Here is a 24,160-nt window from a genome sequence, read left to right as displayed (position 1 = left end):
GGATCAGGACTGTTCCAGCGCAACCGGCTTGGTTGCCCGATTGTGCTGGCGCGCCGTGACCAGGCCGATGAAGGAAATCACCAACGCCAGGCCAATGGTCGAAGACACTTCGGTGCGATGTTCCGGCGTCACCATCATCACCCCCAGCGCCAGGCAGATGAACACGATCACCAGGTAAGTCAGCCAGGGAAACAGCCACATGCGAAAGGTCAGCTCGATGTTCTGTCGAAGCAGGAGCCGACGCATGCGCAGTTGCGAGATCGCGATCACCAGGTACACCAACAACGCAATGGCCCCGGAGCTGGCGAGCAAGAATTGGAACAACCCCGCCGGCATGAAATAGCTCAGCAGCGTGATGCCCGCGCCGATGATGGTGCTGGCGATCACCGCAGCCCTGGGCACGCCCGCCGCCGAGGTGATTTTCAGTGCGCGTGGCGCATCGCCGCGTTTGCCCAGGGAGAACAGCATGCGCGAGGAAATGTAGATCGAGGAGTTCATGCAGCTGGCCACCGCAATCAAGACCACCACGTCGACCATGAACTTGGCATTGGGGATATTCATCAGCTCCAGTGCGCGCTGATAGGAGCCCACGGATGCCAGCAGCGGGTCGTTCCAGGGCACCACGGAAATAACGATGGAGATCGACAACAGGTAGAAAATACCGATGCGCCAGATCACCGAGCGTGTGGCCTTGGCGATGTTCTGCGCCGGGTTGCTCGATTCGGCTGCGGCGATGGTCACCGCTTCGGTGCCGATGAAACTGAACATGATGGTGATGAACGCGCCCACCACCGCCGACAGGCCGTTGGGGGCAAAGCCACCGTGCTCCTCCATCAAGCGGCTCAAGCCGCTGGCTTCACGATCCGGGATCCAGCCCATCAGCACGCTGAAACCCAGGCCAATAAAGCCAACGATGGCAATCACCTTGGCCATCGCGAACCAGAACTCGAACTCGCCGTATTTGGCGACGCTGAACAGGTTGGTGATCACCAGCAGGATGATCGAGAGCAAGGCGAACAGCCAGGCATCGACCTGGGGGAACCACTGGTTGAGCACATGCCCGGCGGCCAGCGCCTCGATGGGGATCACCAGCACCCAGAACCACCAGTACAACCAGCCGATGGTGAACCCCGCCCAACGGCCGATGGCCTGGTCGGCGTAGGTGGAAAACGAACCGGTGTCGGGGCGCGCCACCGCCATCTCCCCGAGCATGCGCATCACCAGCACCACCAGCAGGCCGGAGAACAGATAGGCCAGCAACACCGCCGGCCCGGCGGCGGCGATAGCGTGTCCGGAGCCTACAAACAGCCCCGCGCCGATAATGCCGGCGATGGACAACATGGTCACGTGGCGGGGCTTGAAGCCCTGCGCCAGCTGACCGTTGGAATCGTTGGGAGTCAGGCTAATCATTGTTTTTGTTGTGCTCAGGCGGCCAATGACCCTCACCTTAAGTGCGCGGGGCCCGGTACAAGTAGCCTGGTTACGCCATCATCGAGTCTGATATCGACATTGGTGATGGCGATGCACGGGTTTAGCGAGCGTCGCGCCTTACTCTTGAACGCTGCGAATCAGCGCGCCAAACAACTCCCCACGCGGCATCTTGTCCAGTGGGATATCGGCATTCTCAAACCACTCCCGGCCGGCTTCAGGATGCGGCCCGCTCAGCACCACAACGCCTTTCTTGTAGGCGTAGCGCGCCGCTGCCACATCGCCGTTGTGGTAGGTGGCGAGGGTCTTGTAGGGCGCGGCGGCACTGGCCTTGGGAAAGTACGGGCCATCCTGATAGAACACATGATCAGCCTGGCCAGCCCACGTCACCCGCACAGCAGCGTCGTCGATACCGGTCACTTCAAAACCGGGGCGGCCGGCTTCGGTGTCCAGCGCCTGGGGGATCAGCCCGAGGTTGTTGTCGTCCGCGAGGTAGGCGCCCATGCACAAGCCCAGGTAGCGGCCACCCTTGGCGACGTAGTCGCGGATGGCCTCGGCACGCTCATCACCGAGACTGTCGAGGGCACCGGGGATGTCCTGGCCGCCGCCGGGTTGTACGTAGAGGTCGTAGCGGGCCAGGGTGTGTGGGGTGATGTCGATGGGTTCGCCGGCGCCGACGAAGTCGATCTGGTAATTCGGGTTAAGACGCTGCAAGGCGGTTTTCACGTTTTCCGAGCAGTCCGCGCAACCTGCCGGGCCACGGTAGATGGCGACATGGGTGATGGGCGTTGCGCCATGTACGGGTAACGGATGCAGCGTAGCGAAGGCGAGCAACGTGGCAGCGATGGCGGGCAGTTTCATGGGGTAGGCTCAACGGTCAGTTGAATGGGTTTGATCCAGACGTCGCAGCGCCAAGCCTATAACGATGAGCTTTTTGAAGTCGTGAAGAGTTGTAAATCAGCTGTTGGACTTGGACCGCTAGCCATTCCCCAGCATCTGCCACAACGACGCACCCACGCCGGTAATACTCTCCCCAGCGATCAACCCTGCCGCTGCCGTGATCGCAAAACGTTGCGTCACGCTCGGCCAGCGACAACTCACCGCCCAGGTGATCACCGCGCCCAGGGCCATCATCAGCGACACCGAGGCGGGCAAGACGAAGGCCAGTCCCAAGGCTGCCGCACTCGGCAGATAGCGAGCGCGATGGGCCGGCAGCGTGCTGTCGAGCAGGCCCAGCAGTACGCCGAACAGGCTGGCAATGCCGATGGCCCAGCGGATGCTCGGCGATAGTGAATCCAGGCCATGGGTCAGGGTCTGGGCCACGGCTTTCCAGGTGGCCACCGCCGGGGCCGGCCATTCTTCAGTGAGCAGCATGGTCTGAGGGTCGGGAATCAACGCCAGGTAAGCGAACACGCCGACGATGCTGCCGACGAAAATCCCCAGGATCTGGGCGATCACTTGCTTGTGCGGCGTAGCACCAATCGCCTTGCCCACCTTGAAGTCATTCATCAAGTCGGTGCATTGCCCCGCCGAACCGCCGGCGGTATTGGCGCTCATCAGGTTGATCGGCACCTGGCCCGGCGCAACAATGCCAAAACTGAGCTGGGACAGTTGCCCGATGGCGCCAATCGGTGGAATGCCAGTGGCCCCCACTACCCGCGCCGCCACAGCGGCCAGGCAGATCGCCAGGGGAATGGTCAGCAGCGCCATGCCCAGGTTGATGCCGAACAGCAGCGCCTGCAGGCTTACCACCAGCACGATCGCCAGGGCAAAACCGGCGGCAGGTCCGAGCTTGGGAACCGCCCATGGCGTACCGCCAGCGGCCTGGGTTGAGCGGTGCAATGCCCACAGGCGAATCGCCAGGGACGCCAGGGTGGAACACACCATCAGGCTCACCCCCGGCCACAACAGCCATTCCACCAACACCGCAAACTGCGGGCCGCTGCTGCCGGCGGGCAGGCTCACCAGCCCGTTCGCCAACAGCCACGGGCCCAGCCCACCCCATGCCAGCAGAGCGCCGAGCAGCAGGGTCAGGCCCACGCGAATGCCGATAATGCCGCCGAACCCCAGCAACAGCAGCGAAGGGTCTGCGGTGAAGGTCAAGCGCTCCAACTGGGCACTTGGCGACCAGCGCGGGAAGGCCCACATAAAGGTATCCACCCACTTGACCAGCCCCGACAACAACGCCGCGCCGAGCAGCACTTTCAAGCGCGTTGCGGCTTCGCGCCCGTGGTTGTAGATGTGCAGCAGGGTCTCCAGGGTGGCCATGCCTTCGGGAAACTTCAGCGCCTTGTCATTGAGCAATGAAGGCCGCAGGTACCACGCGATCCAGATCCCCAGGAAGCTCACCGAAAACACCCAGGCGATCATTGGCAGCGCGGCCAGTTGGTTGCCGGTGAGCAAGGTATAAGCCGGGATGGGTGCGACCAGCCCGCCGGAGATGATCGAAGCGGCGGCCGAGGCCACGGTCTGGTTGATATTGCTCTCGTGCAAGGTCCACGGCAGGTGCTCGCCGGAACGCCGGGCCAGGCCTTGCCAGATGCCATAGCCGATCAACAGGGCGATGATCGACATATTGAATGACCAGCCGATCTTCAAGCCTGCGTAGACGTTGGAGGGAGTCAGCAGTATCCCCAGTACGATGCCGGTGATGACTGCCCGCAGGCTCAGTTCGCGTTCTACGGGGACGGTTGCCGAGGTGGAGTACATGCAGATTCCTTTCGAGAAAAACCAGTGCCGCCTCTTAAGTGAGCGCTGGAGGACTCGAAGGTTCACCTGGTTCCAAATGTGGGAGGGGGCTTGCTCCCGATAGCAGTCTGTCAGTCAGCATTTTTGTAGCTGACCCACCGCTATCGGGAGCAAGCCCCCTCCCACATTGGTCCTCTTCACCTCTGGCTATTTGGCGAACGCATATTCCCCGCCCCGCTCCACCGCCTTGCGGTAAGCCGGGCGCACCTGGAGCTTTTTGACCCACGCCGCCAGGTTCGGGTACGCCTGCAATTTGCCCTGGGCCTGGGCGACTTCGCCGATAAAGCTCATCTGAATATCCGCGCCGCTGAGTTCGTCGCCCACCAGGTACGGCGTGCGCCCCAGCACATCATTCAAGTAGCCCAGGTAGTTGGCCAACTCCGATTCAATCCGCGGATGCAGCGGTGCGCCCGCTTCACCCAGCCGCCCCACATAGAGGTTGAGCATCAACGGCAGCATGGCCGAGCCTTCGGCAAAATGCAGCCATTGCACATAGCTGTCGTAGGCGTCGGTGGCCGGGTCGGGTTGCAGTTGGCCGTTGCCGTGGCGGCGGATCAGGTAGTCGATGATTGCGGCGGATTCGATCAGCACGCGGGAACCGTCTTCGATCACCGGGGATTTGCCCAGGGGGTGAACGGCCTTGAGTTCAGGTGGTGCCAGGTTGGTCTTGGCGTCGCGCTGGTAGCGTTTGATGTCGTAGGGCAGGCCCAGTTCTTCAAGCACCCACAGGATACGTTGTGAGCGGGAATTGTTGAGGTGGTGAACAGTGATCATAGCGGGCAACACCTTGGGGGATTTAGGAGAAGACTACAGGGTAGCGGTGAAGTGCCGTGAATGTGGCTCAGGCGAGCAACTGATCGATCCACTGCACCTGCTGCACGATCTCCTGCACTTTCTGCTCGGGCACGGCCTGCCGCGCTTGTTCGAGGCTGGCCAGTGTCTTGCGTTTCTCGCGCACTATACGTTGCCACTTCGCCAGGAAATCCGGGCTGCGCGCCTGCATTTGCAACGGGCCGAAGTACAGCTGCTCGGCAGTATAGGTCACCGTCTCGGTGGGTTCGGCGACGATGATTTCGTAGTAGAAGCGGTTTTCCCGCAGCAACTCTTCATGGAGGATCTGGTAGCCGTTGTCCATCAACCATTGGCGCAGCGGTTGCTCGCCGCCGTTGGGTTGCAGGATCAGGCGTTCGCGGCCATTGAGGTGAGCCTTGCCGCTGTCGAGGATGTCGCGGATGGTCTCACCGCCCATGCCGCACAGGCTGATGGCGGTGATTGCGTCGGCCGGCTCGATGGCCGCCAGGCCATCGGCCAGGCGCACCGTGATGTGCTGCGCCAGGCCGTTATCGTTCACGGTACGGTTGGCTGCGTGAAATGGCGTAGCAGCCACTTCCCCCGCCACAGCCGCCGCAATGGCGCCACGACGCATCAAGGCCACCGGCAGGTAGGCGTGGTCCGAGCCGATATCGGCCAGGCGTGCGCCGGTCGGCACATGCGCCGCCACACGCTCAAGGCGCATGGACAAGGTGTGTTGGTTCAACGGTGGTTCCTTATGATTGCCCGGAAAATCGATCCCGGCTGTTGGTCAAGTGCAACACCATGGCCGCCCGTGCGGCGTCCGGGTCCTGGCGCTTGATCGCATTGTAGATCGCCTCATGCTCAAGGTTTGCCAGTTGCCCCAGCTTGGCAAAATCCGCGCCGCCACGTTCGGCGGCCTTGACCTGGGTGCGCGGGATCATCCCGCTGCCCAAGTGCAACATGATGTCGGTAAAAAACCGATTGCCGGTGGCCTCGGCGATCAGTTGGTGAAAGCGCTTGTCTTCCTCTACGCAACTGTCGTTGTTGGCCAACGAGGCTTGATAGTCATCCAGGGCCTGGCGCATGTGGGCCAGTTGCGCGTCGCTCCTGCGCAGCGCGGCCAGGGCCACGGCCTGCACTTCCAGGCCCAGGCGCAATTCGAGCATGTTGCGCACGCTCGCGACCGTGTCCACATGCAGGCGCAAGCCTGGCTGCGTGTGCTGCTCCAGCACGAAGGTGCCGATGCCATGACGCGTCTCCACCAGCCCGGATGCCTGCAGCTTGGACAGCGCTTCGCGCACCACGGTACGGCTCACCCCGTGTTCGCGCACGATGGTGGATTCAGACGGCAGCTTTTCACCCGGCTTGAGTTGCCCGAGCAGGATGCGCTGGGTCAGCGACTCGACCACGCCTTGGGCCAGGTTGGTTGAACGTCTACGCACAGGTGTTGTGCTTTCAATGGGCATTGTCACGGTCCACGGGCTTGGGCTGGAGGGAGCTTATCACTCTGAATGCAAAGGACACCTCATTGCTGAAAAAACACCCAACTTGTATGACAACAACACCACACGTCCTTTTTATCAGCTGTTTCGCGCTGAAAGCGCCACCCCACCACTACGCCCTCATCCCAGCGATAAAACCCAGCAAAGACTCACAAATAACCAAAATACGCCGCCAGACCTGGCCCTTATAAACACAAAATCACTGAGCTGAGCATTGCGATACTCAGAAAAGCACTTGTATGATGTCTGGCAACAAAACACCTAACCCGCATAAAAACAATCAGGGGACGTTTTCAAATGGTGAGCCATTCAAGCCCAGCATCCGCCGCACCCGAACGTGATTCGGTACTCGCCCGCGCCGTAAGCAAAGTGAAGCGCCATGTGCTGCCACTGTTCGTCATCATGTTCATCCTCAACTACATCGACCGGGTCAATATCGGCTTCGTGCGTACGCACATGGAGCATGACCTGGGCATCGGCGCGGCGGCCTACGGCTTCGGTGCCGGGTTGTTCTTCATCGGCTACGCGCTGTTCGAAGTGCCGTCCAACATGCTGCTGCAAAAAGTCGGTGCACGTATCTGGCTGACCCGCATCATGTTCACCTGGGGCATCGTCGCCACGCTGATGGCGTTTATCCAGAACGAAACCCACTTCTACATCCTGCGTTTCTTGCTGGGCGTGGCCGAAGCGGGCTTTTTCCCGGGGGTGATCTACTACTTCACCCGTTGGTTGCCCGGTGTGGAGCGTGGTAAAGCCATCGCCATCTTCCTCAGTGGTTCGGCGGTGGCGTCGTTGATCTCCGGGCCTTTGTCGGGGGCGTTACTGCAGATCGAAGGGCTGGGCCTGCACGGCTGGCAATGGATGTTCGCCATCGAGGGCCTGGCTTCGGTGGCGCTGGGGTTCTTTGTGTGGTTCTGGCTGGACTCCAAGCCCCATGATGCCAAGTGGATGACCCGCGAAGAACAGGACGCTCTGGTTGACGCCATTGACCAGGAACAGCGCGAACGTGAAGCCCTGACCACGGTGAAACCGACCATCGGCAAGCTGCTCAAGGACCGCCAGATCCTGCTGTTCTGCGCCCTGTACTTCTGCATTCAACTGACGATCTACGCCGCGACTTTCTGGTTGCCGAGCATCATCAAGAAAATGGGTGACCTGAGCGATGTGCAGGTCGGGTTCTTCAACTCGATTCCCTGGCTGATCTCGATCATCGCCATGTATGCGTTCGCGACGCTGTCCGGCAAGTTCAAGTTCCAGCAGGCCTGGGTCGCCGCGGCGTTGCTGATCGCAGCGGCCGGGATGTTCATGTCCACCACCGGCGGACCGATCTTCGCCTTCGTGGCGATCTGCTTTGCGGCCATCGGCTTCAAATCCGCGTCGTCGCTGTTCTGGCCCATCCCCCAGGGCTACCTGGATGTGCGCATCGCCGCTGCCGTGATCGCACTGATCAACTCCATCGGCAACCTGGGCGGCTTTGTGGCACCGACCACCTTTGGCTTTCTGGAGCAGACCACCGGCTCGATCCAGGGCGGGCTGTATGGCCTGGCCGGCACCTCGGTGCTCGCGGCCATCCTGGTGTTTTTCGCCAAGACGTCGCCCTCTGTCGTGCAGACCTCACATAGCGCTGCACCTGGCGCCGCCATCAGCAAACCCCTTTGAGCGTATATAAGGACCTTGCCATGAATACCCCTGTAGTCACCCATTTCCAGGTCATCCCGGTCGCCGGCCACGACAGCATGCTGCTCAACCTCAGCGGCGCCCACGGCCCTTATTTCACGCGCAATATCGTTATCCTCAAGGACAGCAGCGGCCACACCGGCGTCGGCGAAGTGCCCGGTGGCGAGCGCATCCGCGAAACCCTGGAAGACGCCCGCAGCCTGGTGATCGGCCAGCCGATTGGCCAGTATCAGCGCGTCCTCAACCAGATGCGCAGTACCTTTGCATCCAGGGATAGTGCCGGCCGCGGCCTGCAAACCTTTGACCTGCGCATCACTATTCATGCCGTCACCGCCATGGAAGCCGCGCTGCTCGACCTGATGGGTCAGTTTCTCGAAGTGCCGGTAGCGGCCTTGCTTGGCGAAGGCCAGCAACGCGACGCGGTGAAAATGCTTGGCTACCTGTTTTATGTGGGGGATCGCAACGCTACCGACCTGGCCTACCGCAACGAGGCCGACGCCGATGATGAGTGGTTCCGCCTGCGTCACGAAAAAGCCCTGACCGCTGACGCCGTGGTACGCCTGGCCGAAGCGGCCAAAGCTAGATATGGCTTCAACGATTTCAAGCTCAAGGGCGGCGTGTTGAGTGGCGATGCAGAAATCGAAGCCGTCACCGCCCTGGCCGAACGCTTCCCGGATGCGCGCATCACCCTTGACCCAAACGGGGCCTGGTCGCTCAAAGAAGCCATCCGCCTGTGCCGTGACCAGCATCATGTGCTGGCCTACGCCGAAGACCCGTGCGGTGCAGAAAACGGCTACTCGGGCCGCGAAGTCATGGCCGAATTCCGCCGCGCCACGGGCCTCAAAACCGCTACCAACATGATCGCCACCGACTGGCGCGAAATGGGCCACGCCATCCAGCTGCAATCGGTGGACATCCCCCTCGCCGACCCGCACTTCTGGACAATGCAGGGCTCGGTGCGCGTCGCGCAAATGTGCAACGACTGGGGCCTGACCTGGGGTTCACACTCCAACAACCACTTCGATATTTCCCTGGCGATGTTTACCCAGGTGGCCGCGGCCGCACCGGGCGAAATCACCGCCATCGATACCCACTGGATCTGGCAGGACGGCCAGCGCCTGACGCACGAGCCGTTGAAGATTGAAGGCGGTTACGTAAAGGTGCCGGCCAAGCCGGGCCTGGGTGTGGATATCGATATGGACGCCGTAGCCAAGGCCCATGAGCTGTACAAAGGTATGGGCCTAGGGGCGCGGGATGACAGTGTGGCGATGCAGTTCTTGATTCCGGGTTGGGGCTTTGATAACAAGCGGCCTTGTTTGGTGCGGTAAATCGGCTTTATGAACGCTCAGCGCAATTTGAGCGTGACGCAAAAAATCCGATGCCCAAACAGGCATCGGATTTTAGTCAGATCAGAAGCTTAGCTGTTTGACCTCTGGCACGTCTGCCAGAGGTCTCTTTGCGCTACTGCCGATTGGCGACCTCGAGATCCGCCGTATCCTCCTCAAGGCCAGAGAGAGCAGTGCCATTGATCAACGGCCCATAACGGCGGCTGAATTCCCAGTTGTAGGGCACGTGGTCTTTGCTGACCCCGTTGTCCCAATTCACCGACCAGGTCATCAGGCCCTTGATCGACAATCCTTTGTCGTACAAACGCTTGAATGCACGGGTCACGGCTGCTGGGTTGATCACATAACCGGTGGCAGCCGCATCGACGTTCGCGGGCAGGCCAATGACGAACTTGTCTGCCGGGATTTTGGTAAACCCGCGCGTTCCGCTCACCAGGCTTTCGGTCAGGTAAAACAGGAAGTCCTCTTTCATCGCGTCGTTGTTCTGGGCAATCCAGGCGCCGTTGCCGTTGTTGACCTCTTGCACCCAGATCCCGTCGCCACCCTGGTTGTAATACTGCGGGGCGATGAAGTCGTAATAGCCTTCCAGCGCCTGGATGTAACCGACGTATTTGCCGGCGGTGGTGAGGTAGGGAAACTCCGGCGCCATGCTGATGATGAAGTGTTTGCCTTGACCTGCGTAGTGGTCCTTGACCAATTTCAACGCGGCGGGCAGGACAGTCTTGTTGTCGGCGAAATCAATCGCGCTCTGTTCAAGATCGATATCCAGGCCATCAAAGCCATAAGTTTCCACCAGGCGGATAATTTCGTTGGCCAGTGGCTGTTCGTTGCCTTTATGCAGTTCGATGTGTGCATCGGCGCCGCCAAGGGAAATCAGCACCGCCCTGCCCTGGCTGTTCAGCACGCCCACCTGACGACGGAACTCGGCGTCGGACAGGTTGTACGGCTTGAAGGTTGGGATACCGTTGCCCTTCATGAAGGCCACGGCCACCACGTTGTAATCCTTTGGTACATCCGCCAGGCTCATATTGGCGAACTGGCCACGCTGGTAGCCGTCGCTCGGGCCGGCAGGCCAGTTGTGCCAGAAGCCCATGAGGATCTTTTTGCCGGCGATGCTGGGCATCAGCGAAGCGGCATCGTTCAGTGGCGATTGCAGTGAGGTAAAGTCGATATTTGACATGTTCTAATCCTTCAGAACCTGTGGGTTTAATGGTGCGGGCTTATTTGAAGTCCACGTCGAAGGCTTGATAGAAGGCGTTGCCGGTGTTGGCGACGATCCACATCAATACGATCACATGCTGGCCCTTTTTGTTGGCCGGCAGTTTCACTTCATGATTGACCTTGGCCTTCAGTTCGCCTGCATGGCTGTAGTACGGCACCTGGGCATAGAAATCTTCAGCGAACGGCTGGGTTTCCAGTTGTGCGCGGGTGATGCGCTGTTTCGGATCCCAGCCATCCTTGGTGATCAGCCAGCGATAGCCACGGGTGGTGTGCGCCGCGGTGTATGCCCAGGTGACCTTGAAGGTCTGACCCGGCTCGACATTGAGCAACGGCCAGGTGAAGGCGCGGTTGAGTTTCTTGGCCATTTCCTCGCTGGTTAAGTTGATGCAGTCACGGGCATCGGTCTTGCCACCGCTGAGGATGAAGCCGTCGGCTGGTGGGGTGACGCTGTCACTGTCGGTTTGATAAGGCGCCGGGAACGGACCGGCCATCAGTGCCGGGAAGTTCTTGCCGCCTTCCATTTCATTGACCTGCCAGGTCTCCAGCAGGCCGAGATCCACGGCGACTGCACCGCGGCTGGAAGGGGATGTGACACGACCATGGCGAAGCGGTGTCTGGGTTTGTGGTTTGTTCATTTTGTGACTCCATTCACTTGATTAAGAACTCTCCTTTCTTGAAGGAGAGGACCTCAAACTAACGGAGTCGCTTTTTTTTGCCATAGGCCCATTTTTCAATCATTTTCGTTTCATGAGCTCGCCGCCCCGAAAACACTGGATATATAACCAGTATAATAGGAATAGCCTTACGCTATCAGAGGTCGATTTCCTACAAGACCAAGCGCACATCAACTCAGCTTCTCTCTTAAATCGTTTGATCCCGTTCGTAAGGGAATGGCCCTCTGTGGACAAAAAGGGACGTCTCTATTTTCAATCAAATAAACCGTCCTCTTTTGGGTCCATCAGGTTTTGCCGATGACGGCCGTTTTTTTAATTGCGGTCGCGGCAATCGGTTGCACCGTCAGTTCCACCCCTAATGCCATCATCAGCTTCTGGACCGTCTCATAACGCGTCTTTGAGCCGCCTTTCAGGGTTTTATACAGGCTCTCCCGATTCACCCCCGCCGCTTCGGCAACCTTGTTCACACCCTGGGCCTTGGCAACCTCGGCCAGCGCCTTCATAAGGACTTGCGGGTCATGGCACGCCATGCTTTGCGCAAGATAGGCACTGATGGTTTCCGGGCTATCAAGGAAACGTGAAGCCTCATAGGCGCTGGTGCCGGATGTATCCAGCTCGAGGATCGGCATGTCCTCTGGTTTGAATGTCGACTTACTCATGTCATTGACCTCTCAGGGCATCGAGAATCTCTTTTGCCCGCTTGATTCCTCGTTTCTGGTCGGTTTTATCGCTCCCCCACAGCATCAGGTAAGCGGTGATGCCTGTGCGCACAAAGTAAATCCTGTAGCCGGGCCCGACAAACACACGCATTTCACTCATGCCATCGCCTACAGGCTGGCAATCGCCAAAATTGTTTTCTTCGGCTCGATCCAGGCGGATCAGCACAGCCGTTTTTCCCCATACATCCCTCATACCGTCGAGCCATGTATCGAACTCGGGCGTCCTGCCAATCGTATTGATCACAGAGTCACTTGTAGCCTACTGGCTACTCCTTGTAGATGCCAGTGAATTTTTAATGTCGGTGAGCACCGCAAGAAAAAATCCTAGTCCAGCCGCCGCGCAGGCAGCCGAGCAATACTATTAGCACTTGTGTACCTTGCATCCAGAGCAGTTGATCAGGCATTGAGCCGAGGGCAGCGCCAGCCGAAAAGGGAGGGCCAATCAACGCCTATCAATGTGGGAGGGGGCTTGCTCCCGATAGCGGTGTATCTGCCACTAAGAGGTTGGCTGACCTGCCGCAATCGGGAGCAAGCCCCCTCCCACATTTTGCCCTGCGCCTGGCCTCAGAAAGCCAATGAAGTGCCATCCTCAGGAATATCCACACGCCCCTCGATGCCGTGCTGCTTGACGTAGCTACGCAACGCCTCGCGGGTTAAGGACATGTGATTGATGGCATCCATATGCACAGCCACAATCTTCGCGTTTTTCGCCACCTGTGCAGCGCGCAGCACGTCTTCCTCACCCATGATGATCGAGCCCTCATACCCCGCCATCATGGCCTTCCCGGCATTGAGCACGATCACCTCGGGGTGGAACTTCTCGATGGTCTGGTCGACCTCTTTACGCCACACCGTGTCACCCGCCAGGTATAGGGTTTTGTAACCGGGTGCTTGAAAAACCACGCCCATGGCTTCGCCTAATGGCTTTGCCAGCGCCGGCACGGCATACATCTCATCGGTGCCATGCTGGCCGCCGGTCTTGGTGATTTTGACGCCGCCAAATTCCGCTTCGTCGGTCAACACACGCACATTCTTGAAACCTTGGGAACGGATCAACTGCGCGTCTTCTTCATGCTGGGCAAACAACGGGATGTCTTTGGGCAGCGCTTTTTGTGCTGCGTCGTCCCAGTGGTCAAGGTGCGTGTGGGTGACGATCACAGCGTCGACACCGGCGATGACCTGTGCCGGCGACTCGGTCAAGTCCACCAGCGGATTGCGCAGCTCGCTACGGTAGGTATTTTCGAAACCTGGGTAAGTGCCCTTTTTGGCCAGCATCGGGTCAATCAGAAAGGTGATACCACCATAGGTGATTTTCACCGTCGCGTTACGTACTTGCTGAAGGTCTAATTTGTTGGCTGCATCAGGGGCGGTCGAGCCTGCCAATGCAGGCGTGGCAGCTGCGCCGCAAGCGATGCTGAAAACCAGAGGGAGCGTGGTAAGTTTCATGAGTTGAGTCCTGTTATGTATCGAGGCGTTTATTCTTGCCGAACCCCGTAACGGCCAACAGTGGCCTGAATGACAGATAGCGATATAATCGGGCCATTCGATCCCGCCCCCAAGGTGGCCTCATGCCTCCCATCCGCGTAGCCGTTCTCGCCTTTGATGGCGTAAGCCTCTTCCATCTTTCCGTGCCGGGGATGGTGCTGGGAACCGCCCAATCCACAACCCACGAGCCTCATTACCAGATCAGCTACTGCGCAGAAGTGCCTGGCACGATCAGCAGTGACCAGGGCCTGGGTTTGTCGGTAAGCCTGGGCCTGGAACTGATGCACACCGCCGACGTCATCATCATCCCCGCCTGGGGCGATCAATCGATCGTGGCCTCTCCCACGCTCGTCCAAGCGCTGCAACTGGCCGACGCACAGGGCAAGCTGATCGTCGGCTTGTGCCTGGGCGCATTCGTGCTGGGCGATGCTGGCCTGCTGGACGAAAAGGAAGCCACCACCCACTGGGCCGCCCGCGACGAGTTTGCGCGACGCTTTCCCAGTGCGCGATTCAGGCCAGAGGCGCTTTATGTGTGTGCCGATAACATCATCACCTCCGCCGGCACCGTCGCGGCCATCGATTGCTGCCTGCACTTGATACGCCAGCGGCTCGGCGCCGATGTGGCGAACCGCACCGCAAAAATGCTGGTGACCCCGCCCCACCGCCAGGGTGGCCAGGCGCAATACGTTGAACACTCCGTGCCGCAACTCTTAAGCGAGACACACCTGTCGGAGGTGCTGGCATGGGCGCGCGTCCATCTGGCCAGCGACCTGTCGCTCGATGTGCTGGCCGACCGGGCAAAGATGAGCCGGCGCACCTTTACCCGCCGTTTCAAGGAAGCCACCGGCACCACCGTGTTCAAATGGCTGAACGCTGAGCGCGTAGCCAGGGCGCAGGCGCTGCTGGAAACCACGGAACTGCCGGTTGAATGCATTGCAGGCGAAGTGGGGTTTGGCACCGCGCTGTCGTTGAGGCAGCATTTTGCAGCGCAGCTGGGGACGTCGCCTTCGGAGTATCGGAAGATGTTTTGCCTGGGGGTGGGCGAGTCGGCGGCTTTCTTCGGGGTGACGCAGATCGGTGGCAGCCCATTGTAAGATGTGGCCTGAGCCCCCTGCCCTACCATTAACAGCGCGGCTCTATCTTCCCACCCCGACATCGGAAGCGCTCTGCATGAAGCTACCTGAGATCAGTACATTCATTGCTCAATGGCCCGCCCTTGGCGTGACGCAGCCTGCCGCTTGGCGGGTGTCTCAAGACTGCGAAAACCAGGTTCTGGCCTTGCTGTCACGCCTCGGCACGGGCTACCGGCGCCACGGAGACTGTGCCATCCACGAAAGCGCCATTGTCGAAGAAGGCGCTGTGTTGAAAGGCCCGATCATCATCGGCGAAGGCTCATTCGTAGCAGCGGGAGCCTACCTGCGTGGCGGCGTTTATCTGGGCAGCCATTGCATTGTGGGCCCAAGCTGCGAACTGAAAAGCACCTTCATGCTGGCCGCAAGCAAGCTGGCACACTTCAACTTTGTCGGCGATTCATTGATTGGCGAAGGGGTAAATATTGAAGCCGGTGCAATCATCGCCAATTACCGGAATGAGTTGGATGGGGCGGATATCCAGATCCGCTACGCAGACAATGTGATCGACACAGGGGTGAACAAATTTGGTGCCCTGGTAGGCGACGGCTGCAAAATCGGCGCGAATGCCGTCATTGCTCCAGGCGCAATATTAGAGCCAAACAGTCGTGTTCCGCGTTTGGGGTTGATTGACCAGTTCGCCTACGAGTAGCGATAGCCCGTAGACATGTCCTACAGCGCGCTGCACCACCTTGCTCCATTGCCTACAGTTGCGTCAGAATCCGCCGGCTTGTGCGCTTGGATGGGCGTCTCTAAGGTGGCTCGGTCGCTGACAACTCAGTGATCGGGTTTAGTAGCCCGAGGGTCAATTACACTTAGTGCATGAGCTTCATCTATCAGACGTTCCTGTCTGTGCCTGATGGTGGCTGTGCGTAGGGCACCTTCGGGTGCGCCGGCTTTGTGTAATTCCCCGGTCTACTAACCTGCGTACAGCTGCCACCCTTTCGTTTAGTAGCGAAACGGTGTCGGCGCCACTCAGGAATTACGCATATGTACAAAATCACGCCTAACCCTCCAAACGATCCAAACCTCAAGCTTGATCAGGCATCCCTTAACACCCACGCCGAACCACCCCCCTCACCGCTGTTCAGCGTTGCCGACGACGCCAGCAACGAAATGCTCATCGCCAACAGCTACGAAACCTTTTCCTCGGTGACAGCGTTATTGCTTGACCTGTCGGATGAACTGTCAGGCAAACAGCGCGATGTCGCGCTGGCGATTCATCAGCTGAGTGAATTGGGGGTTTTGTTGGTGGACAAATTGATGGCGAGGGAAAGTGCTTCAACGGTTAGCTAGTCTTGCAGCCACCCGATAGACCGCCGCGTCGTCATGATCGACTTCACGACGACTCGGCAGCGCCTAGGCGCCGGTCAGGCCTTCGGGGCCTGGCGGGCGCCCTTTCTCTTGGAAGACGCTGGAGCCACCCCTTCCTCGCGCAGACGATTAATCAGCAGCTGCGCATTCTGCACATGCCACACCCTCGGGTTTACCTTCGAAAACCATTGACCTTAAAGTTGGCTTTAAACCTAAGTCAATGGGTGGCCAAGGCGTGTGATTGCACCCCTCCTCATGGTTTTGGATTTTTCATCAATTTTAATAAATACCCAGGCCAGCGCCATCGCGGGGTGGACTGATCGGGGGTGCCTGCAAGGGTGTCTACCAGAGAGCGCGTCTTCAAAGGGTCGGCTACGGCCTCATCGACGACGCTGTGCGGCTGCCTGTCGTCGACTGAAGGCGCAGCCGCCCGACGCGGTTTTCCGGTGGCCGGGTCCATGGTGTAACCCGCGGCCTTACCTTTTTCGGTGATGGTCCAGATGCCATCGGTGTTGATAAGCACGGGCTCATCAAATGTGAGCGTTACCTCTTCGGCTACTGTGACCACCATATTGTCGTTGATACTTATCGGTGTGTAAGTCGCGAACTCCCTGCCCAACGAAGCTTGCGTGGCACCTGCACTGGAAAACTTCAGCACCATCTGCTCAAGGAAGGCAATGCTGCCCATATTGCTCAGCGCGCCGAAGTCCGGGTTCAGGACATGACGCAAAAAACCTTGTTCGAAGCGGGTAGAGTCAATGGCCGAGCCGTTCAGAATGCGTGATGCCGCAGCTACATCATGCTCCTTGAAGTTGAACGTCACCCGGCGCCCCTCCTGGTTGTAGCCATTATTACCGCTCAAGAGCTGGCGACCATTGTCGTGATGGCGGTAGTTGCCGAGGTCGTAGGCCAGCATGTCGACATATGCCAAGTCGGCTCCTTGCTCCTGCGCATAGGCGTACATGTCTGACAACAGGCTGCGATCATCACGAGTCAGGAAGTCGTAACTGCTTTGGGCCATATTGCTAGAGGTCAGGGTGCCTTCGGCCACCGCAGGTTCATGCCCCAGGAAGAGCCGAGAAATCATGAGTTCACGCCCAATGGCGGAACCTGAAGAGGCGCTGACCCGCTGTTCATTCAGGCGAACCTCCTGCCAGGCTGCGCGCCGTTCGTTGACGGTGAACGTACCGCTTTCGTCGCGAGCAATCAGCGTCAATTGATCGACCGCGAGTCCTTTGAAAGGGTTACTGGCCAAACCGTTGGCAAAGGCGGTGGCTTGCTTGGCGCGCTCAAGCAATTCCAGAACGTGAGTATCGGGAACCTCAGCATCATGCTGAGCTTTGTCAGCGAAATATCTTTCGTCGCTGATCGCATCGAGCGGGTTGGAGAGGTTGTTGCCTGGGTCTGCTTGACGCATGCCGGCGTCATGGTTGGCAGCGTCACTTAGTTGCCTCGCCAGGATCGATAAGGTGTTGTCAGCATCGGCTTCAACAACGGCAGGCGCGCCGATAGGGTCTCGAAGAGGCAACACCGAGGCTGGGCTCAAGTCACGGACAACAGTACTACCCAGGCGATTATTGGCTAACGACGTATCAACGTTGATAGTTACCATAAATGGCCTCGCGATCGATTAACAACGCTTTTGAGCTGCAAGTAAGCCCCGCAGGCTGATCGCGAGCGGGGCTCGCAACTTAGTCCCTATACCGAACTGTCACGGTGTCGCTGCCAGCGGGATAACCCAGTCGTGCACCGCCGCCCAAAACATGATGCTTGATGGTCACGCCCGCACCTTGGCCGAAGGGCTGATCATTGAAGTCGGTCGACGTTCCGGAAGATCCAGGCCAAATCGGCACACACGTTCGCTGGGCGGTGTTATAAGGACGCGAATAGCACAACTCAACGCTTTCCTTTATGTTTTCGGGATAGGAGGTCGTATTCCAATCAATCCCTAGCAACTGTTTGGGAACGCCGAAGGAACCGGCTGGAAAATCGCTGGGGGACAAGCTAAAAATGGCCAGTCCAGTCCCACCAATAGAAATGACGTTGATAACAGTGGGCGTGACCGTTTTACTGATCATTTTTTCCTCGGCATTAACTACACCGGAGGGGGAAAAAGTTATTCCGATCAGCAAAAAGACTAAATAACTACGGCCAGACAGGTCATACCTCGGCTTCGAACCAAGTGATGCACTTATAAGCTCCATAATCATCACCCTTTAATTAAAGGTCAGTGTCGACACATCCAGTAGGATTCACGCTCCAACACTGCATGATTTACAGCTTCAGGTAAGCCAGCTACTTCCTAAAAACGTGAAGTCCCCATCTGTAATACCAAGCAGTAGGACTCTGTCAGCCACTTCGTAGTCCCGCCTCCCCTCTACCTGAACCGACCGTTTCAGGTCATGCTGCGCCCTCCCTTTCAAGGACGAATAAAACATGAAAGCCCGCCTCGCTGCTCTGCTGCTGATGTGCCTGACCGCTCCCGCATTCGCCGCTGAAAACCCCATCGGCTTCCAAACCACCACCCTGCCCGACACCCTTAACAACCGCCCGCTGGAAATGGCCGTGTGGTACCCCGCCACCACCAATGCCAACCCCAAGCTGATCGCCGACAATGTGGTGTTCATCGGCGTGCTGGCGGTTGCGGATGCAGCGCCGACGCCGGGCAAGCATCCTTTGGTGGTGCTCTCCCACGGCTACGGTGGCAATTGGGGCAAACAGGCGTGGCTGGCCAGTGCGTTGGCGCAGCAGGGTTATATCGTGGCGGCGGTCAACCACCCGGGCACTACCAGCCAGGACCGCAGCGCCCACGCCGCTGCGCAGTTATGGCAACGGCCGCAGGATTTGAGCCGGGCCATTGATGCGTTGCTGGCGCAGCCGGCGTCATTCGGTGCGGTGGATAACGGCCGGATCGCCGTGGTGGGGCATTCCCTGGGGGGCTGGACGGTGATGGAGATGGCCGGTGCACGTTTTGATCCGGCGCTGTTTGCCCGAGACTGCAGCGCCCACCCGACGCTGGTCGCCTGTACCGCCTACCGCGAGATGAACCCTGAAGGCACTCCGAACGGTAAGGAGCAATTGGCTGCGGACTTGAGCGACAAACGTGTCAGCGCCGTGGTGTCTCTGGACCTGGGCCTGTCGCGCGGGTTTACCGATGCGAGCCTGGCGGTGCTACCAGTGCGGGCCTTGGTGATAGCCGCCGGTGCGCCGTCGGCGGATTTGCCGGCGCAGATGGAATCGGCCGACATGGCCAAGCGGTTGCCAAAAGCCTCGACGCAGTACGTGGAGATCCGCGACGCCAGCCATTTTAGTTTTATGTCCCAATGCAAACCGGGCGCGGCGGCGATACTCGACGCCGATGTGCCCGGCGATGGCATTATTTGCCAGGACGGGGAGGATGCGCGGCCACGCCCGGTGATCCAGCAGCAGGTGATCACGTTGATCAGCGAGTTCCTGGCACGCTGAACCATTAATTCAGGACCACGGCGATGAATAGCGGCAAATCATCCACCTTCGCCTATCAGGCGGTGTACCGCTACCTCATCGAGCTGATCGAGGCTTGCCCTGCCGACGGCGAACGCAAATTGCCGTCCCTGCGCGAACTGGCCCAGCGCCTGGGCGTGTCGGTGTCGACCACCAAGTACGCCTATGCCTTACTCGAAGACGAAGGGCGGATCCAGGCCAGGCCCAAGCTCGGGTATTTCATCAAGCCGAGCCCGGCTCCCGCACTCTCCCAAAATTCATCCTCTTTGCTCGACCAGGTCTTCGCCAACGCACGCCAACCCGGCATGCTGGCCCTGAGCAGCGACGCGCCAGCGATGTTGCTGTCGCTGGAGCAGCCTTTGTTGATGCTGGAGCGGGAACTGACCCGGCAGTACCCGCGCTCGCTGGCGCCGCTGTATCTGCCAATGGGGGAACCCGAGTTGCGCACCGCCCTGGCCGAACGTTACAGCCGCTCCACGGCGCACTACTGGCAGGCCGACCAGATGTATATCGGCTCGGACCTGCACAGTGTGTTGGAGGTCTCGCTCAACGCCCTGGAGCTGGCCGGCACGCTCGCGCTGGTGGAGTCACCCTGTTCGTGGGCGATACTGCGGCAATTGCAGGCGGCGAAGATCCGCGTGATCGAGATGCCGCTCGGCCCGGATGGACGTTTCGACCTGGACGCTTTGGGTGCGCTGCTCAAGCGTGAGCCGATCCGACTGGCGGTGCTGTCGTCGACGGTGAATATGCCCCAGGGAGGCGTGGTGCCGCCACAGGACAAACAGCAGATCTGCCAGTGGTTAGCCGAGCGCGATATCTGGCTGTTCGAAAACGATACCTACGGCGAGCTGTACTTTGGCCCGCAACCGGCGCGCTATCGCGACTATGCCGCCCCGCACAAACTGCTGGTGTTTTCGACCTTCGACAAAGTCATCGGCTCGGAGGCGCCCTACGGCTATGTGCTGTGTCGCGGTGCCGGGGCGCCGTTGCAGCGGCTGTTTCTGGAGCGCGGTTTTCGCCTCTCGCCGATCCGCCAGAAAGCCATTGCCAGGCTGTTCACGACCCAACGTCTCGACGCTCACCTGAAGGCGTTGCGGCCACTGCTGCTGGAGCGCATGACCCAGCTCAAGGCCTTGCTGCACACCCATGGCGATGACCTATGGCGCGTGGTCGCCCCCCTCGGTGGCGCAAGCTTTTGGCTGGAGGCCACGCGCCCCGTGCAGATGCGCCAGGTGTTCGCGCACTTGCTAAGCCAGCGTATCGTCATCGCCCCCGGCGAACTGTTCAGCCAGCAAGGCGCCTGGTCTCATCACCTGCGCCTGAGCTACACACTCGACTGGAGCAAGGACATTACCCAGGCCGTCCAGCTACTGGCCCAGGCGTTGCGTCAAAGCCCGTAGCAGTGCCGGTCTTCGGGAAAACGACCCTGGCGCACATCGTCGGCAAAACGTTCGCACGCGTCACGAATCACCGCCCCCACGTCAGCGTATTGCTTGACGAAGCGCGGCATCGCCCCACCGCCCAGGCCCAGCACGTCCTCGGTGACCAGCACCTGACCGTCGCATGCCGGCGATGCACCGATACCGATCGTGGGTTTGCTTGAGTCCAGGGTGATCTGGCGAGCCACGCCTTCGGCCACGCCCTCCAGCAGCAGGCTGAAAGCACCGGCCTCCAGATTGGCGCGGGCATCTGCCGCAATCATTGCAGCTGTTTCAGGCGTAAGCCCCTGGGCCTTGAACCCGCCCATCACATTGACGAACTGCGGCATCAGCCCCACGTGGGCCATCACCGGTACACCCCGTGCAACCAGAAACTCCACGGTACCGGCCAGGGCCTGATTGGCCTCCAACTTGACCGCATCGCAACCGGTACGCGCCAGCACCTGGGCACAATTGCGAAACGCCTGCTCATGGGATTCCTGGTAACTGCCAAACGGCATATCGGCGATCACACAGGCCAAGCGGGTACTGTCGACCACCGCCCGAGTGTGGCCGATGATTTCTTCGAGCTGCATGCTCAAGGTCGAGGCGCGGCCATAGCCGACCATGGCGGTGGAGTCACCGATCAGGATGAAGTCGACAATCGGGTCGATCAGCTTGGCGATAGCGCTGGAATACGCGGTGAGGGAGACGATCTTCTGCTGGCCCTTCATGGCAACCAATTGGGGAACGGTGGTGCGTTTAGTGCGGGTATGGATACTCATTGGGGGGCTTCCGTTTGCGCTGGATACCCGACCTGATTATTGGTAAAACCCAGCCCCGTTCAATGCACAGATTGCCGCGAAAAAGCGACCCAGGCCCGGCCATGTTTTTTCAAGCTGGTATCATCCACTCCTTTCCTCCCCAGGCAGCAAGACATGAACCGCCAGAAAAAACTCCAGCAGCTCTTCAAGGCCAAAGCCAAGAAGGCCAGTGCCAAGCTGGCGCCAAAAAGCAAAGATAAATACATCAGCAAGGCCGACCGTTTGAAGCTGGAGACCGAGGCCGGTGAAAGCCCTGTCACATCCCCCGAGACGCCTGCTGAATAAGGCGCACCGCTGAAGGGGTGGCCGCTTCATATTTGCCCCAGATACGCCGCAGATGCCGCGCCGAACCAAAGCCTGCGCGCTCGGCAACAGTTTCAATGGCCAGGTCAGACTCGCTCAGCAGTTCACGAGCCACGGCCAGACGCAGGCGGTTCAGGTAATCCAGCGGGCTGATTCCTACGTGCTCCTGGAACAAGCGCCCGAGGTGGCGGCTGCCGGTGCAGGCCAGGGCAGCCATGCGTGTCACCGTCCAGGCTTCACAGGGGGCCGCTGCGATAGCGTCCTGCACCCGATGCACCGCGGGATGCAGGTGATTACGCCCGGCTATCCAGGGCGACAGCTGCGGGTCGCTGCCACTGCGGCGCAGGTACACCACCATGTCCCGCGCTACCGCACACGCCAGCCGTGGCCCGGCCAGTTCGGCGACGAGGTGCAGCATCAGGTCGATACCGGCCGTGACACCGGCGCTGCAACTGACCGGGCCATCGGTCACGTACAGGCGGTTTTCCAGGACCCGGGCCTTGGGCGCCATGGCTTGCAAGGTGGCGCACAACGAGTGGTGCGTGGTGCATTGGCGCCCATCGAGCAATCCGGCCCTGGCGGCACTCAATGCACCGGCGCATACGCACACAAGGCGTTCCGCGGAGGGCGCGAAGACGCTTTGCAGCCAGTGGGTCAGGTGGTTGCTGGCCGACTCGAAAGCCTGTTGGTGCACCTTGTCGACCTTCATCGTGGAACCCACCAACACTACCAGGGTACCGGGGGCCAGGGCCGGTGGCAGTGGCGCCAACCCTGTCAGCGGCAAGCCGATGGACGTGTGCAGTGACGCCACCGGGCTGACGTATTGCAAGTCGAAATCCACAGCCGTCGGGTCGTCGACTTGCGCGGCCAGGCGCAGCACTTCGGCAGGCCCCGCCAGGTCGAGCATCAGCACATTGGGCAGCAACACGAACAGCACCGGCACGCTCATTGACTCATCCCGCCAGGGCCTGGGCGACCGTCACAATGCGCGCAAATCGGTCATCCAGGACCAGCTCCGTGCGCTGGCGAATCTCAGCCGGCGTGTAGACCCGGCCGCTGTACACATGAGTCATCGGGAAGGTCAGCGTCGCCTCGCTGACAAAATCCACCGCAAAGCCGCTGTCCGAAGCCTGCCGTGTGGTGGTCTCGCAGCATTGCTCGGTGCGAATGCCGCTGATGATCAGCGTGGTGACGCCCATCTCCGTCAGGCGAGCAGCCAGTGGCGTACCGGCAAAGGCACTGTGGTAGCGCTTGTGGATTACCAACTGCGGATCGATCGACAACTCGCTCAATGCCCTGACGTTGCCCGATTGCATGGAGAAATGCCCCTGGTCTTCAACATGGAAGACTTGTACCACCGGGATGCCTTGCTGAACACAACCATCGATGAGGGCCTGTTGTTTTTCCAGGTAATCGGGCAGGTCATTTTCGGACCAGTAGGTTGAATGCCGGAACGAATGCTGGGCGTCGATCACGATCAGGGCTTTACGGCTCATGGATTGTCCTTGTGGCTTGTATCAGTGGCTGAACGATGCAGCCATGGTATGGGCAACACACTTCGCACGACAGACGCGCGACGGACTACTTCAGGACGGATTCGGACTTCCCACCGACCAGGCCATGGCGCATCGGCTGCCAGGTTCGAAGCCATGGGCATACTCATCCGCCAGGAGATTTTCCAAACGCTGATCGGTATGCGCTACAAACCCCAGGCGCCGATAGAACGGGGCATTCCACGGCACCTGCAGGAAAGTGGTCAGCGTCACCGCACGCAGGTGCCGAGCACGTGCATGGCCCATCGCCGTTTCCACCAACTTGCGGCCCCAGCCTTGGCCTTGCAGCGGCTGGGCCACCGACACTTCATGGATATGCAGGTCGTCACCGACAGACTCTGCGCTGAGGAAACCCTGGGGCTGGCCGCGCTCATCAACCACTACCCAACAGGTCATCAAGGCGATCCACTGCCGATGGCGCTCGACGCTGATCGGCGCGGCATCCGCCAGCCAGCCCAGCCCCTCGATTGCCCGGAACGCTTGGGCGGCAGAGCGCTCGATGGCGGGCAATAGTCCGGCATCCTCCATGCGCGCCAAGCG

At 59.8% G+C, this 24,160-nt stretch carries 25 protein-coding genes and 2 pseudogenes; 9 read left to right on the top strand and 18 right to left on the bottom strand.

The genetic code is table 11. The features are described from left to right. Nucleotides 1-3: 3 nt before the first annotated feature. The 6 genes from BLU48_RS05010 to BLU48_RS04985 all read right to left on the bottom strand — a co-directional run bounded on the left by BLU48_RS05010 (nucleotide 4) and on the right by BLU48_RS04985 (nucleotide 6,437). The gene (locus BLU48_RS05010; RefSeq protein WP_057024590.1) at nucleotides 4-1,410 is read right to left on the bottom strand and encodes an amino acid permease; all 1,407 of its coding nucleotides are present in this window, start codon (nucleotides 1,408-1,410) and stop codon (nucleotides 4-6) included. A 138-nt stretch (nucleotides 1,411-1,548) separates the two neighbouring features. Next, nucleotides 1,549-2,289 carry a BPL-N domain-containing protein gene (locus BLU48_RS05005; RefSeq protein ID WP_057024589.1) on the bottom strand — a complete coding sequence of 247 codons (741 nt, stop codon included), beginning with the start codon at nucleotides 2,287-2,289 and terminating at the stop codon, nucleotides 1,549-1,551. Nucleotides 2,290-2,406: 117 nt separating this feature from the next. After that, nucleotides 2,407-4,137, bottom strand: a complete 1,731-nt coding sequence (locus BLU48_RS05000; protein ID WP_057024588.1) for an OPT family oligopeptide transporter — start codon at nucleotides 4,135-4,137, stop codon at nucleotides 2,407-2,409. Nucleotides 4,138-4,323: 186 nt separating this feature from the next. Continuing rightward, the gene (locus BLU48_RS04995) at nucleotides 4,324-4,950 is read right to left on the bottom strand and encodes a glutathione S-transferase family protein (RefSeq protein WP_057024587.1); all 627 of its coding nucleotides are present in this window, start codon (nucleotides 4,948-4,950) and stop codon (nucleotides 4,324-4,326) included. Nucleotides 4,951-5,017: 67 nt separating this feature from the next. Beyond that, nucleotides 5,018-5,713: a tRNA (adenine(22)-N(1))-methyltransferase gene (locus BLU48_RS04990; RefSeq protein WP_057024586.1), complete on the bottom strand. Its 696-nt coding sequence runs from the start codon at nucleotides 5,711-5,713 to the stop codon at nucleotides 5,018-5,020. A 10-nt stretch (nucleotides 5,714-5,723) separates the two neighbouring features. Beyond that, nucleotides 5,724-6,437: a FadR/GntR family transcriptional regulator gene (locus BLU48_RS04985; protein ID WP_057024585.1), complete on the bottom strand. Its 714-nt coding sequence runs from the start codon at nucleotides 6,435-6,437 to the stop codon at nucleotides 5,724-5,726. On the opposite strand from BLU48_RS04985, the gene BLU48_RS31625 reads away from it, so the two are divergent. From BLU48_RS31625 to gudD, 3 genes are all read left to right on the top strand, one after another. Further along, on the top strand, nucleotides 6,430-6,684 hold the full coding sequence (locus BLU48_RS31625; RefSeq protein ID WP_124356214.1) for a hypothetical protein: 255 nt from the start codon (nucleotides 6,430-6,432) through the stop codon (nucleotides 6,682-6,684). The two genes, BLU48_RS04985 and BLU48_RS31625, sit on opposite strands and share 8 nt — an antisense overlap. Before the next feature lie 89 nt (nucleotides 6,685-6,773). Next, nucleotides 6,774-8,132, top strand: coding sequence for an MFS transporter (locus BLU48_RS04980; RefSeq protein ID WP_057024682.1), 1,359 nt, complete (start codon nucleotides 6,774-6,776; stop codon nucleotides 8,130-8,132). A gap of 20 nt (nucleotides 8,133-8,152) precedes the next feature. After that, nucleotides 8,153-9,478, top strand: a complete 1,326-nt coding sequence (gene gudD, locus BLU48_RS04975) for a glucarate dehydratase (protein WP_057024584.1) — start codon at nucleotides 8,153-8,155, stop codon at nucleotides 9,476-9,478. A 196-nt stretch (nucleotides 9,479-9,674) separates the two neighbouring features. Here gudD and BLU48_RS04970 read toward each other — a convergent pair. From BLU48_RS04970 to BLU48_RS04950, 5 genes and pseudogenes are all read right to left on the bottom strand, one after another. Further along, nucleotides 9,675-10,676, bottom strand: a pseudogene (locus BLU48_RS04970) (chitinase); the annotation flags it as partial. A gap of 40 nt (nucleotides 10,677-10,716) precedes the next feature. Then, a complete protein-coding gene (locus BLU48_RS04965; RefSeq protein WP_057024582.1) occupies nucleotides 10,717-11,352 on the bottom strand; it encodes a lytic polysaccharide monooxygenase auxiliary activity family 9 protein in 636 nt (211 codons plus the stop codon). A gap of 323 nt (nucleotides 11,353-11,675) precedes the next feature. Further along, nucleotides 11,676-12,050 (bottom strand): addiction module antidote protein, encoded by a 375-nt coding sequence (locus BLU48_RS04960; RefSeq protein ID WP_057024581.1) that lies wholly within the window; start codon nucleotides 12,048-12,050, stop codon nucleotides 11,676-11,678. A gap of 1 nt (nucleotide 12,051) precedes the next feature. After that, the gene (locus tag BLU48_RS04955) at nucleotides 12,052-12,354 is read right to left on the bottom strand and encodes a type II toxin-antitoxin system RelE/ParE family toxin (RefSeq protein ID WP_032896084.1); all 303 of its coding nucleotides are present in this window, start codon (nucleotides 12,352-12,354) and stop codon (nucleotides 12,052-12,054) included. 320 nt (nucleotides 12,355-12,674) lie between these two features. Then, on the bottom strand, nucleotides 12,675-13,556 hold the full coding sequence (locus BLU48_RS04950; RefSeq protein ID WP_057024580.1) for an MBL fold metallo-hydrolase: 882 nt from the start codon (nucleotides 13,554-13,556) through the stop codon (nucleotides 12,675-12,677). Nucleotides 13,557-13,678: 122 nt separating this feature from the next. Here BLU48_RS04950 and BLU48_RS04945 point away from each other — a divergent pair, with 122 nt between their 5' ends. The 3 genes from BLU48_RS04945 to BLU48_RS04935 all read left to right on the top strand — a co-directional run bounded on the left by BLU48_RS04945 (nucleotide 13,679) and on the right by BLU48_RS04935 (nucleotide 16,021). Beyond that, entirely contained in the window at nucleotides 13,679-14,689 is a 1,011-nt protein-coding gene (locus tag BLU48_RS04945) for a GlxA family transcriptional regulator (RefSeq protein ID WP_057024579.1), read from the top strand. Between the two features lie 76 nt (nucleotides 14,690-14,765). Next, nucleotides 14,766-15,377, top strand: a complete 612-nt coding sequence (locus tag BLU48_RS04940; RefSeq protein WP_057024578.1) for a DapH/DapD/GlmU-related protein — start codon at nucleotides 14,766-14,768, stop codon at nucleotides 15,375-15,377. A gap of 338 nt (nucleotides 15,378-15,715) precedes the next feature. Further along, nucleotides 15,716-16,021 carry a DUF6124 family protein gene (locus tag BLU48_RS04935; protein ID WP_057024577.1) on the top strand — a complete coding sequence of 102 codons (306 nt, stop codon included), beginning with the start codon at nucleotides 15,716-15,718 and terminating at the stop codon, nucleotides 16,019-16,021. Nucleotides 16,022-16,095: 74 nt separating this feature from the next. On the opposite strand, the pseudogene BLU48_RS32185 reads toward BLU48_RS04935, so the two are convergent. The 3 genes and pseudogenes from BLU48_RS32185 to BLU48_RS04925 all read right to left on the bottom strand — a co-directional run. After that, nucleotides 16,096-16,219: pseudogene (locus tag BLU48_RS32185) on the bottom strand (MerR family transcriptional regulator); the annotation flags it as partial. Between the two features lie 73 nt (nucleotides 16,220-16,292). Continuing rightward, nucleotides 16,293-17,651: a hypothetical protein gene (locus BLU48_RS04930; RefSeq protein WP_124356215.1), complete on the bottom strand. Its 1,359-nt coding sequence runs from the start codon at nucleotides 17,649-17,651 to the stop codon at nucleotides 16,293-16,295. 79 nt (nucleotides 17,652-17,730) lie between these two features. Beyond that, nucleotides 17,731-18,243, bottom strand: a complete 513-nt coding sequence (locus tag BLU48_RS04925; RefSeq protein WP_124356216.1) for a hypothetical protein — start codon at nucleotides 18,241-18,243, stop codon at nucleotides 17,731-17,733. A gap of 232 nt (nucleotides 18,244-18,475) precedes the next feature. Here BLU48_RS04925 and BLU48_RS04920 point away from each other — a divergent pair, with 232 nt between their 5' ends. Next, nucleotides 18,476-19,504 (top strand): alpha/beta hydrolase family protein, encoded by a 1,029-nt coding sequence (locus BLU48_RS04920; RefSeq protein ID WP_057024575.1) that lies wholly within the window; start codon nucleotides 18,476-18,478, stop codon nucleotides 19,502-19,504. Nucleotides 19,505-19,527: 23 nt separating this feature from the next. Further along, nucleotides 19,528-20,922 carry an aminotransferase-like domain-containing protein gene (locus BLU48_RS04915; protein ID WP_057024574.1) on the top strand — a complete coding sequence of 465 codons (1,395 nt, stop codon included), beginning with the start codon at nucleotides 19,528-19,530 and terminating at the stop codon, nucleotides 20,920-20,922. Here the strand turns inward: BLU48_RS04915 and panB are convergent. Next, nucleotides 20,910-21,725 (bottom strand): 3-methyl-2-oxobutanoate hydroxymethyltransferase, encoded by an 816-nt coding sequence (gene panB, locus BLU48_RS04910; protein WP_057024573.1) that lies wholly within the window; start codon nucleotides 21,723-21,725, stop codon nucleotides 20,910-20,912. The two genes, BLU48_RS04915 and panB, sit on opposite strands and share 13 nt — an antisense overlap. Nucleotides 21,726-21,878: 153 nt before the next feature. Between panB and BLU48_RS04905 the strand changes: the two genes are divergently transcribed. Then, nucleotides 21,879-22,049, top strand: a complete 171-nt coding sequence (locus BLU48_RS04905; RefSeq protein WP_068967515.1) for a DUF2986 domain-containing protein — start codon at nucleotides 21,879-21,881, stop codon at nucleotides 22,047-22,049. Here the strand turns inward: BLU48_RS04905 and BLU48_RS04900 are convergent. The 3 genes from BLU48_RS04900 to BLU48_RS04890 form a co-directional block, all read right to left on the bottom strand. Next, nucleotides 22,021-23,016: a GlxA family transcriptional regulator gene (locus BLU48_RS04900; RefSeq protein ID WP_057024572.1), complete on the bottom strand. Its 996-nt coding sequence runs from the start codon at nucleotides 23,014-23,016 to the stop codon at nucleotides 22,021-22,023. The genes BLU48_RS04905 and BLU48_RS04900 overlap by 29 nt on opposite strands. A 4-nt stretch (nucleotides 23,017-23,020) precedes the next feature. Continuing rightward, nucleotides 23,021-23,563, bottom strand: a complete 543-nt coding sequence (locus tag BLU48_RS04895; protein WP_057024571.1) for a cysteine hydrolase family protein — start codon at nucleotides 23,561-23,563, stop codon at nucleotides 23,021-23,023. A 90-nt stretch (nucleotides 23,564-23,653) separates the two neighbouring features. After that, nucleotides 23,654-24,148 (bottom strand): GNAT family N-acetyltransferase, encoded by a 495-nt coding sequence (locus tag BLU48_RS04890; RefSeq protein ID WP_057024681.1) that lies wholly within the window; start codon nucleotides 24,146-24,148, stop codon nucleotides 23,654-23,656. Nucleotides 24,149-24,160 lie beyond the last annotated feature (12 nt).

Source organism: Pseudomonas synxantha, from assembly GCF_900105675.1.
GTDB classification, from domain to species: Bacteria; Pseudomonadota; Gammaproteobacteria; order Pseudomonadales; family Pseudomonadaceae; genus Aquipseudomonas; species Aquipseudomonas synxantha.
Note: the sequence above shows the minus strand (reverse complement) of the source record. Positions and strands in the feature narration are given on the sequence as shown.

What these genes read in the sequence shown, in the direction of transcription:
- BLU48_RS04900 (WP_057024572.1), bottom strand. Translation starts at nt 23,016, where the DNA reads ATGAGCGTGCCGGTGCTGTTCGTGTTGCTGCCCAATGTGCTGATGCTC.
- BLU48_RS04950 (WP_057024580.1), bottom strand. Translation starts at nt 13,556, where the DNA reads ATGAAACTTACCACGCTCCCTCTGGTTTTCAGCATCGCTTGCGGCGCA.
- BLU48_RS04945 (WP_057024579.1), top strand. Translation starts at nt 13,679, where the DNA reads ATGCCTCCCATCCGCGTAGCCGTTCTCGCCTTTGATGGCGTAAGCCTC.
- BLU48_RS04935 (WP_057024577.1), top strand. Translation starts at nt 15,716, where the DNA reads ATGTACAAAATCACGCCTAACCCTCCAAACGATCCAAACCTCAAGCTT.
- BLU48_RS04965 (WP_057024582.1), bottom strand. Translation starts at nt 11,352, where the DNA reads ATGAACAAACCACAAACCCAGACACCGCTTCGCCATGGTCGTGTCACA.
- BLU48_RS05005 (WP_057024589.1), bottom strand. Translation starts at nt 2,289, where the DNA reads ATGAAACTGCCCGCCATCGCTGCCACGTTGCTCGCCTTCGCTACGCTG.
- BLU48_RS04920 (WP_057024575.1), top strand. Translation starts at nt 18,476, where the DNA reads ATGAAAGCCCGCCTCGCTGCTCTGCTGCTGATGTGCCTGACCGCTCCC.
- BLU48_RS04890 (WP_057024681.1), bottom strand. Translation starts at nt 24,148, where the DNA reads ATGGAGGATGCCGGACTATTGCCCGCCATCGAGCGCTCTGCCGCCCAA.
- BLU48_RS04895 (WP_057024571.1), bottom strand. Translation starts at nt 23,563, where the DNA reads ATGAGCCGTAAAGCCCTGATCGTGATCGACGCCCAGCATTCGTTCCGG.
- panB (WP_057024573.1), bottom strand. Translation starts at nt 21,725, where the DNA reads ATGAGTATCCATACCCGCACTAAACGCACCACCGTTCCCCAATTGGTT.
- BLU48_RS04905 (WP_068967515.1), top strand. Translation starts at nt 21,879, where the DNA reads ATGAACCGCCAGAAAAAACTCCAGCAGCTCTTCAAGGCCAAAGCCAAG.
- BLU48_RS31625 (WP_124356214.1), top strand. Translation starts at nt 6,430, where the DNA reads ATGGGCATTGTCACGGTCCACGGGCTTGGGCTGGAGGGAGCTTATCAC.
- BLU48_RS05010 (WP_057024590.1), bottom strand. Translation starts at nt 1,410, where the DNA reads ATGATTAGCCTGACTCCCAACGATTCCAACGGTCAGCTGGCGCAGGGC.
- BLU48_RS04985 (WP_057024585.1), bottom strand. Translation starts at nt 6,437, where the DNA reads ATGCCCATTGAAAGCACAACACCTGTGCGTAGACGTTCAACCAACCTG.
- BLU48_RS05000 (WP_057024588.1), bottom strand. Translation starts at nt 4,137, where the DNA reads ATGTACTCCACCTCGGCAACCGTCCCCGTAGAACGCGAACTGAGCCTG.
- BLU48_RS04915 (WP_057024574.1), top strand. Translation starts at nt 19,528, where the DNA reads ATGAATAGCGGCAAATCATCCACCTTCGCCTATCAGGCGGTGTACCGC.
- BLU48_RS04940 (WP_057024578.1), top strand. Translation starts at nt 14,766, where the DNA reads ATGAAGCTACCTGAGATCAGTACATTCATTGCTCAATGGCCCGCCCTT.
- BLU48_RS04925 (WP_124356216.1), bottom strand. Translation starts at nt 18,243, where the DNA reads ATGGAGCTTATAAGTGCATCACTTGGTTCGAAGCCGAGGTATGACCTG.
- gudD (WP_057024584.1), top strand. Translation starts at nt 8,153, where the DNA reads ATGAATACCCCTGTAGTCACCCATTTCCAGGTCATCCCGGTCGCCGGC.
- BLU48_RS04995 (WP_057024587.1), bottom strand. Translation starts at nt 4,950, where the DNA reads ATGATCACTGTTCACCACCTCAACAATTCCCGCTCACAACGTATCCTG.
- BLU48_RS04960 (WP_057024581.1), bottom strand. Translation starts at nt 12,050, where the DNA reads ATGAGTAAGTCGACATTCAAACCAGAGGACATGCCGATCCTCGAGCTG.
- BLU48_RS04930 (WP_124356215.1), bottom strand. Translation starts at nt 17,651, where the DNA reads ATGGTAACTATCAACGTTGATACGTCGTTAGCCAATAATCGCCTGGGT.